This window comes from Portibacter lacus (assembly GCF_021533215.1).
Lineage (GTDB): Bacteria > Bacteroidota > Bacteroidia > Chitinophagales > Saprospiraceae > Portibacter > Portibacter lacus.
Window position 1 is genome coordinate 70130 of the sequence record NZ_JAJNKA010000003.1, and the last position, 13415, is coordinate 83544.

General features: G+C 35.9%; 16 protein-coding genes and 1 pseudogene. 9 read left to right on the forward strand and 8 right to left on the reverse strand.

Features of this window, described 5'->3' with window-relative positions; all coding sequences use genetic code 11:
• Window positions 1-60 precede the first annotated feature (60 nt).
• Window positions 61-186, forward strand: a pseudogene (locus L2586_RS24785) (YggS family pyridoxal phosphate-dependent enzyme); the annotation flags it as partial.
• Window positions 187-204: 18 nt separating this feature from the next.
• Here L2586_RS24785 and L2586_RS05470 read toward each other — a convergent pair.
• Window positions 205-693, reverse strand: coding sequence for a hypothetical protein (locus L2586_RS05470; protein WP_235291790.1), 489 nt, complete (start codon window positions 691-693; stop codon window positions 205-207).
• Between the two features lie 212 nt (window positions 694-905).
• Between L2586_RS05470 and L2586_RS05475 the strand changes: the two genes are divergently transcribed.
• Together L2586_RS05475 and L2586_RS05480 are read left to right on the forward strand one after the other, a co-directional pair.
• Window positions 906-2396, forward strand: coding sequence for a sulfatase family protein (locus L2586_RS05475; protein ID WP_235291791.1), 1491 nt, complete (start codon window positions 906-908; stop codon window positions 2394-2396).
• A gap of 62 nt (window positions 2397-2458) precedes the next feature.
• Window positions 2459-3853, forward strand: a complete 1395-nt coding sequence (locus L2586_RS05480; protein ID WP_235291792.1) for a sulfatase family protein — start codon at window positions 2459-2461, stop codon at window positions 3851-3853.
• 83 nt (window positions 3854-3936) lie between these two features.
• Here L2586_RS05480 and L2586_RS05485 read toward each other — a convergent pair whose 3' ends face one another.
• The 4 genes from L2586_RS05485 to L2586_RS05500 all read right to left on the reverse strand — a co-directional run bounded on the left by L2586_RS05485 (window position 3937) and on the right by L2586_RS05500 (window position 6663).
• Window positions 3937-4278, reverse strand: coding sequence for a DUF5615 family PIN-like protein (locus tag L2586_RS05485; RefSeq protein WP_235291793.1), 342 nt, complete (start codon window positions 4276-4278; stop codon window positions 3937-3939).
• Complete coding sequence (locus L2586_RS05490; protein ID WP_235291794.1) at window positions 4275-4499, reverse strand: DUF433 domain-containing protein; 225 nt, start codon at window positions 4497-4499, stop codon at window positions 4275-4277. Before L2586_RS05490 ends, L2586_RS05485 begins: the two co-directional genes overlap by 4 nt.
• A 64-nt stretch (window positions 4500-4563) precedes the next feature.
• Window positions 4564-5997: an SDR family oxidoreductase gene (locus L2586_RS05495; protein ID WP_235291795.1), complete on the reverse strand. Its 1434-nt coding sequence runs from the start codon at window positions 5995-5997 to the stop codon at window positions 4564-4566.
• Window positions 5998-6174: 177 nt separating this feature from the next.
• Entirely contained in the window at window positions 6175-6663 is a 489-nt protein-coding gene (locus L2586_RS05500; protein WP_235291796.1) for an outer membrane protein assembly factor BamE, read from the reverse strand.
• A 465-nt stretch (window positions 6664-7128) separates the two neighbouring features.
• Here L2586_RS05500 and L2586_RS05505 point away from each other — a divergent pair, with 465 nt between their 5' ends.
• Both L2586_RS05505 and L2586_RS05510 read left to right on the forward strand, forming a co-directional pair.
• Complete coding sequence (locus tag L2586_RS05505; RefSeq protein ID WP_235291797.1) at window positions 7129-7602, forward strand: hypothetical protein; 474 nt, start codon at window positions 7129-7131, stop codon at window positions 7600-7602.
• Window positions 7599-8078, forward strand: a complete 480-nt coding sequence (locus tag L2586_RS05510; RefSeq protein ID WP_235291798.1) for a HigA family addiction module antitoxin — start codon at window positions 7599-7601, stop codon at window positions 8076-8078. Before L2586_RS05505 ends, L2586_RS05510 begins: the two co-directional genes overlap by 4 nt.
• A 231-nt stretch (window positions 8079-8309) precedes the next feature.
• On the opposite strand, the gene arsB is transcribed toward L2586_RS05510, so the two are convergent.
• From arsB to L2586_RS05525, 3 genes are read right to left on the reverse strand one after another with little or no spacing between them, the layout of a single operon-like run.
• Window positions 8310-9356 carry an ACR3 family arsenite efflux transporter gene (gene arsB / locus L2586_RS05515; RefSeq protein WP_235291799.1) on the reverse strand — a complete coding sequence of 349 codons (1047 nt, stop codon included), beginning with the start codon at window positions 9354-9356 and terminating at the stop codon, window positions 8310-8312.
• A 2-nt stretch (window positions 9357-9358) separates the two neighbouring features.
• Complete coding sequence (locus L2586_RS05520) at window positions 9359-9991, reverse strand: arsenate-mycothiol transferase ArsC (RefSeq protein ID WP_235291800.1); 633 nt, start codon at window positions 9989-9991, stop codon at window positions 9359-9361.
• Window positions 9992-10009: 18 nt separating this feature from the next.
• Window positions 10010-10342: an ArsR/SmtB family transcription factor gene (locus tag L2586_RS05525; RefSeq protein WP_235291801.1), complete on the reverse strand. Its 333-nt coding sequence runs from the start codon at window positions 10340-10342 to the stop codon at window positions 10010-10012.
• 398 nt (window positions 10343-10740) lie between these two features.
• On the opposite strand from L2586_RS05525, the gene L2586_RS05530 reads away from it, so the two are divergent.
• The 4 genes from L2586_RS05530 (at window position 10741) to L2586_RS05545 (ending at window position 13285) form a co-directional block, all read left to right on the forward strand.
• A complete protein-coding gene (locus L2586_RS05530) occupies window positions 10741-11082 on the forward strand; it encodes a cupin domain-containing protein (RefSeq protein ID WP_235291802.1) in 342 nt (113 codons plus the stop codon).
• Between the two features lie 52 nt (window positions 11083-11134).
• A complete protein-coding gene (locus tag L2586_RS05535; protein WP_235291803.1) occupies window positions 11135-11506 on the forward strand; it encodes a hypothetical protein in 372 nt (123 codons plus the stop codon).
• A 101-nt stretch (window positions 11507-11607) separates the two neighbouring features.
• Window positions 11608-12081 (forward strand): hypothetical protein, encoded by a 474-nt coding sequence (locus L2586_RS05540; protein WP_235291804.1) that lies wholly within the window; start codon window positions 11608-11610, stop codon window positions 12079-12081.
• Window positions 12082-12400: 319 nt separating this feature from the next.
• Window positions 12401-13285, forward strand: coding sequence for a hypothetical protein (locus L2586_RS05545; protein ID WP_235291805.1), 885 nt, complete (start codon window positions 12401-12403; stop codon window positions 13283-13285).
• Window positions 13286-13415: the final 130 nt, after the last annotated feature.

Below are 13415 nucleotides of genomic sequence, written 5' to 3' on the forward strand. Positions count from 1 at the left end.
TTTCAACTCGTTACTACTAAGTTAAAGGAAGCAATAAATAACGTAGAAATGCATGAATAATCCATGGGCATAAGTGGATACCTCTAAATTTCTATAGAGGAAGGCGCAACAATCATACGAGTAGGAACCGCTATTTTTGGAAAAAGATTTCACCCAGACAGCTACTATTGGAATGAAAAGAAGTAATTAAATAACTGGGACAACTTAACTGCTCCTTGCCATTTGCCTTCTTAGAAACTTAACCCAAGCACTCCATTCCGACTTCTTATTCCCACCAGTGAAGTTGTTTTCTAATTTATCAAATGCATCTTCTAGCAATGCATCATGCAAAGATCGAATTCCGAAAATCCACAGCCAAGTTCCCTTGCCGGAAGTATTAATATCTATCGTATGACTAATTTCTGTTTTGCCATTGCCCAAATCTTTTAATTCCAATTTATGGATACCGTTGAATCCTTTGGGTCTAGTGAATTGAAATTGAATAATCTCAGATGGTTGATATTTTTCTACGGTGTATCTAATCGGTCCATGACCTCCTTTCTCCCCTACTCCGATTCCGTTCTTAAATTTCATCGCTGGCCAGTGCTCATTGGGCCATATTTTATCAGCAGGTGTTGAAACGGTGGCCACAGCTTCTGCAACCTTTTCGATCGGTTCGTTAATCGTACGTCGGTGAATGTTTAAGACTTTCATGACTGCTTGTATTAAAATTAAGTACCGATCTAGTTTTAGTGTAAGTTCGACCTTTACTTCAAAGATAATACATTAATGTGTACCAAATGTTTTCGCTCTCACATCAAATTAATCATATACTTTTACTAGCTTTAGTATCCATACTGTTTTCATTTTTAGTACGCCTGAAATCAAGTTAAAAAAAAGCAAAGCATCAACACACAAACATTTAGATGAAATCACTACATAAATTTTTGACCGGAGGAATTACCTTCATCATCCTACTATCTATCTTCGGATTTAATGAACTTAAGTCCACAGAAGAGCAAGTCACGAAGAAACCCAATATCTTATTCTGTATTGCAGATGACTGGGGCTGGCCACATGCGGGAATCTATGGCGATGAAATAGTAAAGACTCCAACTTTCGATCAACTTGCACGGGAAGGAGTTGTCTTCGACCATGCCTATGTTTCCAGTCCTTCATGTACACCTAGCCGAGGAGCTATTCTGACAGGTCAATACCACTGGAGATTAGAAGAAGGCGCGAATCTATGGTCAACGCTCGACATTGATATTCCAGTATATCCACTATTATTAGAAGATGCTGGCTACCATGTTGGTCACTGGCGGAAATGCTGGGGTCCTGGAAATCTAAAAGCTGGAGGGTACATCGACGCTAATCCTGGAGGCAAGAATTACCCTAAGGGATTTGATCAATTCTTAGAAGCAAGAAAGGATGGTGAACCGTTTTCTTTTTGGTTAGGTGCGTCTGATCCACATCGAGGATATGATGAAGGCAGCGGCAAAAGATCTGGAATGGATATCGATAAAATTAAAGTCCCAGGATTCTATCCTGACGAAGAAATCATTCGCTCTGATATTGCCGACTATTATTTCGAAGTACAACGATTTGATAATGATGTCGCAAAAGCAATTCAAAAACTGGAAGAAATAGGCGAATTAGAGAACACTATTATTGTGATGACAGGCGACCACGGAATGCCTTTCCCAAGGTGCAAAAGTAACCTTTATGACATGGGCGTCCGTGTCCCATTGGTCATTCGATGGGGCGATAAGGTCAAAGGAGACAGACGAGTGAAAGACTTTGTTTCTTTAACAGACTTAGCAGCAACTTTTCTCGATGCAGCAGATGTTGAAATACCACAAGAAATGACTGGAAAATCTTTATTGCCGATACTTACTTCCGATAAAGAAGGCTGGATCGAAACAGAACGTCAGCAAGTTATATTCGGAAAAGAACGTCACGTTCCAGCTCAACTTGCACCATCCATCGTAGGTTATCCAAGTAGAGGAATTCGAACAGATGAATTCTTATATATTCGAAATTTCCATCCTGAGCGCTGGCCTGTAGGAGTTCCTGAAGGTGCATCTCACCCCAGCTCCATTTTTTCTGATAGTGACAATGGACCAACGAAAACATTTTTAATAGAAAATGCGGAAAATCCTGAATACAAGCCATACTACGAATGGAGTTTTGGTAAGCGACCAGGAGAAGAGTTGTACCTTATAACTTCAGATCCAGATCAACTTAATAATCTAGCTTCCATAGAAACATTTGCTAAAGTCAAGAAAGATTTGTCAGATAAATTACACACTCTATTAGTGGAATCTGATGATCCACGTGCTGTCGGTGGTGGCGAAAAATTTGACGAATATCCATATCGTTCTTCCTATAAGCTGAACGACGGCGTGAAGAAATAATAGATGTATTCATGAAATTCTCAACTACTGACTTAGCAAACATTGACCATTAAAAATAAAAAATGCGGTACTTAATTTTCTTACTAATCTTAACCGTTTCATGCACGAAGGAAGACAAAAAACCTAACATAGTTTTCGTTTTTGCAGACCAATGGCGGGCGCAATCCCTGGGCTATGCAGGCAACCCAGATGTCCTTACACCTAATCTGGACCAGCTGGCTAAAGAAGGAGTGAATTTCACCAATGCTATTTCTACAAGTCCAGTCTGTACGCCTTATAGAGCCATGTTACTTTCAGGTTTATATCCGCTGAAAAACGGAATGTTCATGAATGATGTAACGCTTAATCCAGAATCGAACAGTATTGCAAAAATTTTAAAAAAGGAAGGATATAATACAGGATACATTGGGAAGTGGCATCTAGATGGAAATGGTCGGTCTGCTCATATTCCAGAGGAGAGAAGACAAGGTTTTGATTATTGGAAGGTCTTAGAATGCTCTCATCGATACAACAATTCAAATTATTGGGGTAATGATGACCAACTGCATTCTTGGGAAGGTTACGATGCAGAAGCTCAGACGAAAGATGCTATAGCTTATATCGAGGAGCAGTCGAAAGGTGAAAATCCATTTTGCTTGATGCTTTCTTGGGGTCCGCCTCATGCTCCGTATCAAACAGCACCTCAGGAATTTCAAGACTTATATGCGGATGCAGATATTCAGCTAAGACCTAATGTGCCAGTTGAAATGAGCGAGAAAACAAAAGCCCATTTGAAAGGATATTACGCACATTGCACTGCCCTAGATACCTACATCAAGCAATTGCAAGACGCTATAAAACTAGCTAACATCGAAGACAATACCATTTTTGTTTTCACTTCAGATCATGGAGACCTGATCAATAGTCACGGAGAAACGAAAAAGCAACGGATTTATGAGGAATCCGCTAAGGTTCCCTTTATCGTGAAATATCCAGAGCTACTCGGAAAGGAAGGAAAATCAAGTGATTTCTTGTTGAATACATTAGATATTATGCCTACCCTTCTGGGCATGTCGGGTAATCCCATTCCTGCAGATTTGGATGGTGAAAACATCACTGATATTATGCTTGGAAAGAAACCCGATCATCGAGAAGCTGCTTTGGTCGCTTGCATTCAACCTTTCGGACAATGGTCTAAGAAACGAGGTGGAAGAGAATTTAGAGGCATAATAACTAAGCAGTATACTTTTGCGAAAGATTTAGCGGGAGATTGGTTGCTTTATGACAATATCAAAGATCCATTTCAGCTGAACAATCTGGTAGGCACCGAAGCGTATAAATCAATTTCTTCAGAATTAGAAATCCTACTCATGAAAAAACTGGAAACCCTGGACGATGAATTCTTTCCTGGAACATATTACACCAGTAAGTGGAATCATCATATTGATGAAACAGGCACGGTTCCTTATGTGAATTAGTTCGAGGATTTCTTTTTAGGTCAATGTTAGAAGGGTGGACTTAGAATAGTATTCACTTAATATTAGGAATCTATTGCTTGTAATTACTCAATCTCCAAACAAGCTATCTTTGCGTAATCTGGATGACTAATGAAGTCTTTAATATCTAGATAGTGTTCGATTAATATTTTGGCGATATTGTTTGTAGATGTATTTCCTGTTCTTATCCAAATGATTTTCGGAGGATGCCCAAACAAGTTAGCAAGTTCATAAAAGTCGGCATCAAAAGTCACGATCGTATAATGATTCGATTGACAATAATTTCTAATCTCCTTATCTTGTTTTCCATTCAAATCTACTGTTGATGTATGAATTGATTTAGGAAATAAATTCTCAATCTTTTTAAGAATCCGATAAGAAATATTTTGATCGAAGAAGAGTTTCAAGATGCTACTCTTATATTATGCTCTTTATCAGCAGCATACAATAAACAAGATTGAACTGCTTCTTTTTTCAGTTCAGGATAATCATTCAGGATATCATCAATTGACATTTCGTTAGCTAACCAATTTAGAACATCATAAACACTTATTCTTGTTCCCTTTATGATCGGTTTACCAAAACGAATGCTTGGATCTATCTCAATATAATCTCTGTAGTTTACCATACTTTCAATTATTTATATAAAGATAATTATTTTTCATACGAGAGTTCTTCTTTTTAAGTACAACTTAAGTTTTTCCCTCACCCACCTTCGTTAATTCATTGATCATTCCATTAAAAACAATCCCGTGAAAGGGTAACACCGCATACCAATAAAGCCGTCCTGGAATTCCATGCGGTCGGAAAGTCGCCGTTTGTATCACCTTGTTGTTCTTAATCTTAAACTCTAGCCAAGCCTCACCTGGTAATTTCATTTCCGCAAACAATAACAATCTGCCTTCTGACTTATTCGCATATAGAACCCTCCAAAAATCCAGAGCATCTCCAGATTCTAAAGTAGTTGGATTACTTCGTCCTCTTCTAAGTCCTACTCCTCCGAATAACTTGTCTATAAACCCGCGGAGCTTCCACAATATGTTCGCATAATACCAGCCATTCGAACCACCTATGTTCCATATTTTATCGACAACTTCCTTCTTAGCAACTATCTCTCGTTCTTTTACATCTTTGAAACACCCAAAGGACGGAACATCTATAAAGTCAGAAATATTGAATTGCTTAACACCACTTACTTGGGAATCCTTCCAACTTGAAACAATCTGATTACTATCTATCTTTGTGAAAGCACGTTTCAGCGCAGTCCTATAATCTTCAGGTTCTACATTAAGGATATCATTGATTTTAGTATCTCTACAAACAACTTCGATTTTCATGCTGGCAACTAAGGACTTCGCAAGATTATAGGAAGTAGAAGTTACAAAGTAAAGCCAGTATGAAGATAGCCTCGGTGTCATCACCGGAACGGTATATATTCTCCGAGACAGCTTTCTGAACTTGGCAAATTCAAGTAACATTTCCTTGTACGTTAGCACGTCTGGACCACCGATATCGTAATTCTGGTCATATACCTTTTCATTCAGCAATGATTTCTCTAAAAAGGTAAGCACATCTCTAATGCCTATTGGTTGACACTTCGTATTCAGCCACTTAGGTGCAATCATGATCGGTAGTTTCTCCACTAAATCTCTTATAATTTCGAACGAAGCACTACCCGAACCAATAATAATCCCTGCTCTTAAAGTAGACAAACTAAAACTGCCATCTGACAATATATTCTCAACATTTTTCCGAGATTTCAGATGTTTCGAAAGACTGTCTTCATTGACTATCCCACTTAAGTAGATCACTTGCTTTAGCGCCGTCGAATCGATTGCATCTCTGAAGTTCTTTGCAGATTCCTCTTCCAGTTTCACATATTCGTTAGAACTAGACATAGAGTGAATAAGATAATAAGCCGCATCGATATCATTCGGAATGTTACTCAATGACGCTTTATCTAGAAAATCTACTTGAATTATATCAATGAATGGAAGAACAGATTCTGGTGGACTAAATCGATTAATATCTCGAACACAACAGATGACATGGTGACCATTTTGCACCAAAACAGGTAACAATCTTTTTCCAATATATCCAGTCGCTCCTGTTAATAGTATTCTCATTCAATCATAATTACCCAAGTGAACTTATTCAGCTTATACGTCCTCATAACATGATTGCTTCCGATTATGTTCAGGGCCTTCCAGATGTCTCAAAACTAAAAAATCCTAGAATCAAGCAGTAGTTACTTGAATCTAGGATTTATATTTTAATCTATTTTCTACGTCTTAACCTAATGGCTAAGCAGGAATTTCAGGCCAGTTGATCGTGTCTTCATCTTCGAAAACTGGACTCCATTGAATTTCAGATAATAGGTTATCATCAAACCAAAAACTGATTTCTGAACATTCTGAACTAATCAATTTTTGACTAGGGCCATCACTATTCGATAAATCTTCATACGCAAGATCCGTGAAATCCCATCCGACTAACTTGGATTTTATATCCTCAATATCCTTGTACATAATTTCCTCATCATTCAAGGTATAAAACTCCGCATTGATCGATATCGTATATAATTTCCAGTCTTCCTCCTCAGAGAAACTTAACGATAATTCGAAATCATCATAATGCCATATTTCTATACTATCTAATTCTTCTTCTGAAAAAGTCTGCATTTCAGTTTCATCAGGTGTTCCCAGAACGGCTTTTACCTGATCCTTATTCATTCCGAAGATTAAATCACCAAGTCCTATTCCTGGCTTTATGTCTTTAATATTTTCTTTCATTTGTTTTATTATTCTCATTCATTCAATGATGCAAAGCTACTCCTTTTTATGCAGCACAACACCTACATTATGACTTATGATCAAAATTTATGATTAAATTCTAAATCTCCTAGAATTAATAGCTTGATTCCTAATCAAATGAAGAATTAACTAAATAGCTGATCTGCTTCCAGGTTCTTTGAAACCTCTTTTAGATTACGCTTATATATTTCATAGTGAAAACCTTTCTGAAGCATTTTGTAGTCTAATAGTACACCGTAATAACCACATTCATTTTGCTGTCCAAACATATAGTGGCTCTGCTTTCGATTTCTGCTCATCATCATAATTCCGATTTATTCTTTCTTTATAAAAGTTGATACTTAAATCGTAGCGTATATTTATCTATAACCTAGTTACCCATCATAAAAACAAACTTGACAGTTATGGAATAATTTTGTATATTTGTTATACATAATTGACAAGTTGAAGATATTTAATAAAAAAGCAAACCTCAAGATAGAATGTCAAATTACGCCAATTAAAAGGGACTTTGTACCTAAAAAGAAAGATGGCTGGGCATTTAATTGGCAAAAAGTCTATCGGGAAAGACCCGAAACGTTATTTATGATGATTGAAATTCAATCAAAAAAAATACACGGTGTTATTCAATTGATTGAAGATGACGGAATGCTAATAATGGAATTAATAGAGCTAGCACCATTTAACATTGGATCGAAAAAGGAAAATGAACATGTAGCTGGTTGTATGATTGCTTTTGGATGTAAAGAATCAATAAAATTACAAAATGCTTATAAAGGCTATCTAACTTTCATATCTAAAACAAGTTTAATAGAGCTTTATACAACTAAATATTACGCAACTCAAACAATTGGAACGAGAATGTACATTGACCCAATTTCAGGTGAAAAGTTAATTAAAAAATATTTACAAGAATGAATAATGATAAAGATATTTTAAGCAAATTGACAAACGGAATATTGACAGAACCAATGGATATTGGGACAAAAGAATATGAAGATTTCAAACTCCTTATCCGCAGTAAAGTAGCTGAAACACCAAAAGCTGAGAGGGTGAAAATTTCATTGCTAGGATTAAAATACCAAATGGAAGATTACCTTAGATTTAATTCCAATCCAATTCCTGTAGGTAACTTCATAAAGAAATTCATTAAACTAATAGAGATTAAGCAAATAGATTTCGCAAACTATCTTGAAATAAGGCCGTCAAATCTGAGTAAAATCCTAAATGGTGAAAGAAGATTAAGTATTGAATTAGCTCTTATTCTTGAAAAATTATCAAATATTGATGCAGAATTATGGCTTAGAATTCAAAATCAAAATGAGATACACAGTATACAAATATCAAATCCCAAAAGAATGAATAAATATAGATTGAAAGAGCTTATAAAATAATGGTACGATGGGTAACAGGCCGAGATCATAGAAGACTTCCTTCGGTCGTCAGAAGGATTCAGCTAATCCGTTTTAAAATTGAAAATGATTTATTACTTAGACATTTCTATTTATGAAATCCTTCGCAGCAGGTCTTCTTTTTTTTCTATGTCAATGTTTTAACCTCTTTTTACATTTGAAGCACTTAAAACAATAACCGTTTCAACAGGAAAAAGAGATCAGTCCAACATTCTAAGCTACTTCCTTCTTGAAGTACTTTTTACGTAGCCAAAAAGAAACCTTCACGAGCAGAATTAATGCAGGAACTTCCACCAAAGGACCAATTACACCAGCAAATGCCTGCCCTGAATTCAGCCCGAAAACCGCAATCGCAACCGCAATTGCTAATTCAAAATTATTCCCCGCCGCCGTAAATGCCACCGATGCAGTTTTGTCATATTCTGCACCCATTGCTTTAGTGAAGAAAAAGCCAATAATGAACATCAGCGTAAAATAGATCAGCAAGGGAATGGCAATGATTACGACATCCATCGGAATTTCTACTATCAATTCTCCTTTCAAAGAAAACATCACCACTATGGTAAACAATAATGCGATTAATGTAATCGGTGAAATCTTAGGGATAAATACATTTGTATACCATTCCTCACCCTTCCATTTAACTAGAATCAACCTACTCAATATGCCCATCACGAATGGAATACCTAGGTAAATCGCTACACTTTCGGCAATCGTAGCTACCGATATATCCACAATAGCGCCTTCGAATCCGAAATAAGGCGGCAGCACTGTAATAAAAATCCACGCATAAAAACTATAGGCAAAGACTTGGAAAATACTATTCAAAGCAACTAGTCCTGCACCATATTCCACACTCCCTTCCGCCAAGTCATTCCACACAAGGACCATAGCAATACATCTTGCAAGTCCTATTAATATAAGTCCAACCATATATTCCGGATAATTCCTCAAAAAAGTAATGGCAAGAACAAACATCAAAACGGGACCGATAACCCAATTCAGAATCAAGGAGATCGACAAGATTTTTGTGTTTCTAAATACTTTCGGCAAGAGCGCATAATTTACCTTTGCCAATGGCGGATACATCATCAATATTAACCCAATTGCTATGGGAATATTAGTCGTTCCACTGCTGAAAGAATTGATAATCTCTGGAAAGGAAGGCACAAAATAACCGATTCCCACTCCTATTGCCATCGCGACAAATATCCATAGCGTAAGGTTTCTATCAAGAAAACTTAATTTTTTATTCGTCATATCTAAGCACTGATTTGGGAGAAAACGTAAAATAATTCATTGGCAATTTGCAAACTTCTTTCGCGGTACTTTTCAGCTTGTAATGGCGTATTATCAAAAGCTTTCGGGTCGTCATATGTAATCGGAATACGCTTTTCCGCACCGCTAATAAATGGACAACCTTCATCCGCTTGAGAACATGTCATCACTGCTGCAAAGGCTGATTTCGGGTTAAAAGCATCATCTAATTTCTTCGAAAATGCAATTACAGGATGTTCGTTTTCAGCATACTTGATACTATATACAGGGTTCGTATTAGAAGAAATTGCATTGATCTTAAATCCAGCATTTTGCAATGTTTCTGCAACCATCGGAAACAATGCTGTCGCCTCAGTGCCGCCTGAATAACAAAAAACTTGGGGTATTGTAAAATAGTAAGCCATTGTTTGCGCCCAAACTTGGGAAAGATGACTTCTTCTTGAATTGTGCGTGCAAATAAAGTTGATCCTAATTTCCTGACGATTCGCAACCTTTAATTGAATAAAATCAGCTAATGGCTGTAAGATCGCCATTCGCTCTGCAGAAATAGAATTGATTCTTAGCTTCCCAATTAATGCTTCTAATTCAGGGAAAAGGTCTGTTTGTATTAATGGCATATTTTTTTACTTAATTTTTTAGCAACAATCTTGTTTTTGAGACAGGTCTTGATCCAAGAATCCAATCATAATTGACTTCATCGAAGTCCAGTTTTCTTTGTGAATACAATAGCAAACGCTTGTTCCTTCGACGTTTCCTTTGATCAGTCCTAGTCGCTTTAACTCTTTCAAGTGTTGTGAAATCGTAGGTTGTGCTAACCCAATTTCATTCACTAAGTCTCCGCAAACACAGGCGTCCATTTTAAATAAATACTGCAATATAGATACTCTTGCAGGGTGACCGAATGCTTTTGCAAAAAGAGCAATTTCGTTTTGTTCATCCGAAAACATTTCCGTTTTAGCTAATCCCATGGTATTAAAATTTACTTAATCGCAATATTACGATTAAGTTTTCAATTCACCTAACTTTTTTGAATAGATCAATATGTTGAATCGAAAAAACAAAAAATTATAATGTGTTTTGAATAGCCAACTTAACAAATTGCTAAAAATGTCTTATTTCTAGAGCAATTTCATCCAAAGGTCAATCAATCAGAAATTTTAAAAATAAAAACATTGACTTACATCATAATAATTACTGATAGTCATCATATAATCCATCTAATTAATCCACTAATTTTAAAGAACGAATACAAAATTTAGAAATGCAATTATCCAGAATCATAAAAAGAAAAGAGGAGGATATCCTTCCATAATGATACCTCCATCTGATTTCAGAATTGATCATTATTTATTAAAAATACCTAACCATGAACACTGCTTCTTTACTTAATAATCTTGAATTTAGCGATAAGCATCCAAAGATTTCCGTCCTGCTTGAAACGGAACGTTCTAAAGAGTTAAGAATAACATTCAAAAAGGGGCAGGTTATGAAAAAGCATAAGACACCCTTCCCAATCGTCATTGAAATTTTCGATGGAGAAATTGCTTTTGGAGCGGAAGACAAAGTCACCATTGTTAAAAGAGGAGACATGCTTAGCTTAGATGGTGGCATTCCACATGACTTAACTGCTAATGAAGAAAGCATCGTTAGACTTACTCTTTCTAAAGGGGACAAAGTAGAGCGGGTAGAAAACGTGGCAAATTCCTAAAAGAAAAGACTAAGTACTTTCTTTATTGTTGCAATAGTCTTAAATTCGTATTGTGAATACGAAGAACAGAATTCGAACGGTTTTATTTTTAACTGCAATCTATTGCTATGCAATCGGTATTGTTGCGAATTCACAGTTCAACAATAACTTTAAGGAAAACTTGAATCATGAATCGGGAAGTTACTTTTCTCTAGTTTCAAGTGGTCTTTTTGTACACAATTCTTCATCTGAAAATTCACTAAGTAGCCTTAAATCTTTTTCTAAGCCCTCGATCAATAATCCGAATGGATTTAATCTTATCGAAAATAACAGATCAGAGCAAAGCTATGAAATTGAATACCTTAGAAATCATCACCATTCGATTAGCTATCTACTAAACAATCGAAAGGCTGAGATCATCTATCCCTTCCACTTTTTTTGGTAATGATAATATAGCTCCATAAATCTTATGGCTGCCGCTTAACAATTACGCTTTACTAACCAGTAAGGCTATACTTATTATCAATACACAAAAATTTAAAAATCATGGATTTTGGAATGACACTCATAGGAGTGATTGTTGTCGCTATATGTACTGTTCCTCTTGTAGGAATGTACATCAAGAAAAAAAATAAAGAACATAAAATGCTAGATGTCTTAAAAGACCTAGCCACTAAGCAAGATTGCAATATTACGGAACACGAATTCTGCAGAAATTTCGCAATCGCTATAGATCAGAGCAAGCATTTTTTATTCTTTGATAAACATTCAGAGCAAGCTGAAGATGCCTTATTCATCAACCTTGAAGAAATCAAGTCGAGCAAAGTGGTCAAAACCATGCGCGAAGGGAGTAAGGTATCTGTTATTCAGAAAGTTGAACTTGTCCTTACACCAAGTACAAACGCAGCAGATATCAAATTAGAATTATACAATGATAACAGCAATATGCAGATCAATGAAGAATTACAGATGGCTGAAAAATGGTCTGAAATTATTAACAACCAGTTGAAAAACAGATAGCATGAAAAGCGAAAGCCTTGCGATATGATCGCAAGGCTTTTTTTATTTTCTCTTTTTTCAGTCAATTACAATCCTTCTAAAATTAAATTCTATAATACTTTTCGAGGACATTTAACATAGATCAACGACTGAGTGACTAAAAATAATTGACATAGATCAATTATGCAAGTTAGGACACAATTTATTCATATACAACTTACTATATGTTACTATTTATCATATAACTGACAAGTATTTAACAGTTAAGGTCCGGAAAATCGATCGTATTTCTTATATAGAATACATATCTTCGTCTAAAACCATTAATAATTTGATAGAAATGAGAGCCAATTTCCTCCCACTGGCCATATTCTCTTTAATTTTGTTTTTGAATGTAACCCCATCCATCTGCCAAATTGAAAGTCCCAGTAAAATCAAAGACTATTCATCTTTGACTGAAGAAATTCACATCCTTACTTTTTTTGTAAATACACGAGACGGTAGATGGGAAGAGGAAACCCTTGAGACACAATTTGTCGAATTGCTTAAAAGCCAAAGGTGGCTGCAAGCTGAAGCCAAAAAGTGGAACCAATCTCTAGATTTTGATAATGAATATTTCTTCTTAGATAATAAATTTGTTACCTATTTAGATAGGAAAGCATTAAAATCTAATCCCAGAGTAATTCTACAGAAAATCATTAACAAACTCAAGTTTCATTCATTTCAGGAATACTTGAAAGAGAATGAGTTTGACCAAATAGTCAGAAAACTGAAAGTAGTTATCTTTATCAACAACGCTCATCGACGTCATGTTATAACGCCTTGGTCAACTAAGGAAATGGATATTGTTATATTATACCGAGATCCAAAATCCGAAAAGGTAACTAACCAATACGAAATTTCTCATGAGCTACTTCATCAATTTGGAGCGTGGGACTTATACTATAAACGTGGGAAAAACCAAACCTTAGAAAGCGGAAAAGAAGCTGAAAAACGCTATCCCTATTCCATTATGATGAAAAGGTATCAGAACAAAGAAATGCTGAACATTGACGAAGTAACTGCTTGGAGAATCGGCTGGAATCAATGGGATGAATCTTTTAATGAATTCGATCCATTCTTAAATCAAGAAAAAATAAAAGAAGAAGCCATCGGGATTCCGATTAGTGGCAAAACCAATCCTTCAAATTCCAATAAAAATAAGAAAGAAGGGAACTTACACTAGTTAACTGCTCTTCGTGCCTTCATTTACTTGCATTTGCCCAGCGAAACCACCATGCTGATAAATCGCCATTAATAAGGGCTTTCATTTTCTAAACAAGTATAAATTCTTAATTTTATTTAAAATCAAAATC

Bases quoted from the DNA above. Each gene is read 5' to 3' on its own strand.
- L2586_RS05470 (WP_235291790.1), bottom strand. From the start codon at position 693: ATGAAAGTCTTAAACATTCACCGACGTACGATTAACGAACCGATCGAA.
- L2586_RS05475 (WP_235291791.1), top strand. From the start codon at position 906: ATGAAATCACTACATAAATTTTTGACCGGAGGAATTACCTTCATCATC.
- L2586_RS05480 (WP_235291792.1), top strand. From the start codon at position 2,459: ATGCGGTACTTAATTTTCTTACTAATCTTAACCGTTTCATGCACGAAG.
- L2586_RS05490 (WP_235291794.1), bottom strand. From the start codon at position 4,499: ATGGTAAACTACAGAGATTATATTGAGATAGATCCAAGCATTCGTTTT.
- L2586_RS05495 (WP_235291795.1), bottom strand. From the start codon at position 5,997: ATGAGAATACTATTAACAGGAGCGACTGGATATATTGGAAAAAGATTG.
- L2586_RS05500 (WP_235291796.1), bottom strand. From the start codon at position 6,663: ATGAAAGAAAATATTAAAGACATAAAGCCAGGAATAGGACTTGGTGAT.
- L2586_RS05510 (WP_235291798.1), top strand. From the start codon at position 7,599: ATGAATAATGATAAAGATATTTTAAGCAAATTGACAAACGGAATATTG.
- arsB (WP_235291799.1), bottom strand. From the start codon at position 9,356: ATGACGAATAAAAAATTAAGTTTTCTTGATAGAAACCTTACGCTATGG.
- L2586_RS05520 (WP_235291800.1), bottom strand. From the start codon at position 9,991: ATGCCATTAATACAAACAGACCTTTTCCCTGAATTAGAAGCATTAATT.
- L2586_RS05525 (WP_235291801.1), bottom strand. From the start codon at position 10,342: ATGGGATTAGCTAAAACGGAAATGTTTTCGGATGAACAAAACGAAATT.
- L2586_RS05530 (WP_235291802.1), top strand. From the start codon at position 10,741: ATGAACACTGCTTCTTTACTTAATAATCTTGAATTTAGCGATAAGCAT.
- L2586_RS05540 (WP_235291804.1), top strand. From the start codon at position 11,608: ATGGATTTTGGAATGACACTCATAGGAGTGATTGTTGTCGCTATATGT.
- L2586_RS05545 (WP_235291805.1), top strand. From the start codon at position 12,401: ATGAGAGCCAATTTCCTCCCACTGGCCATATTCTCTTTAATTTTGTTT.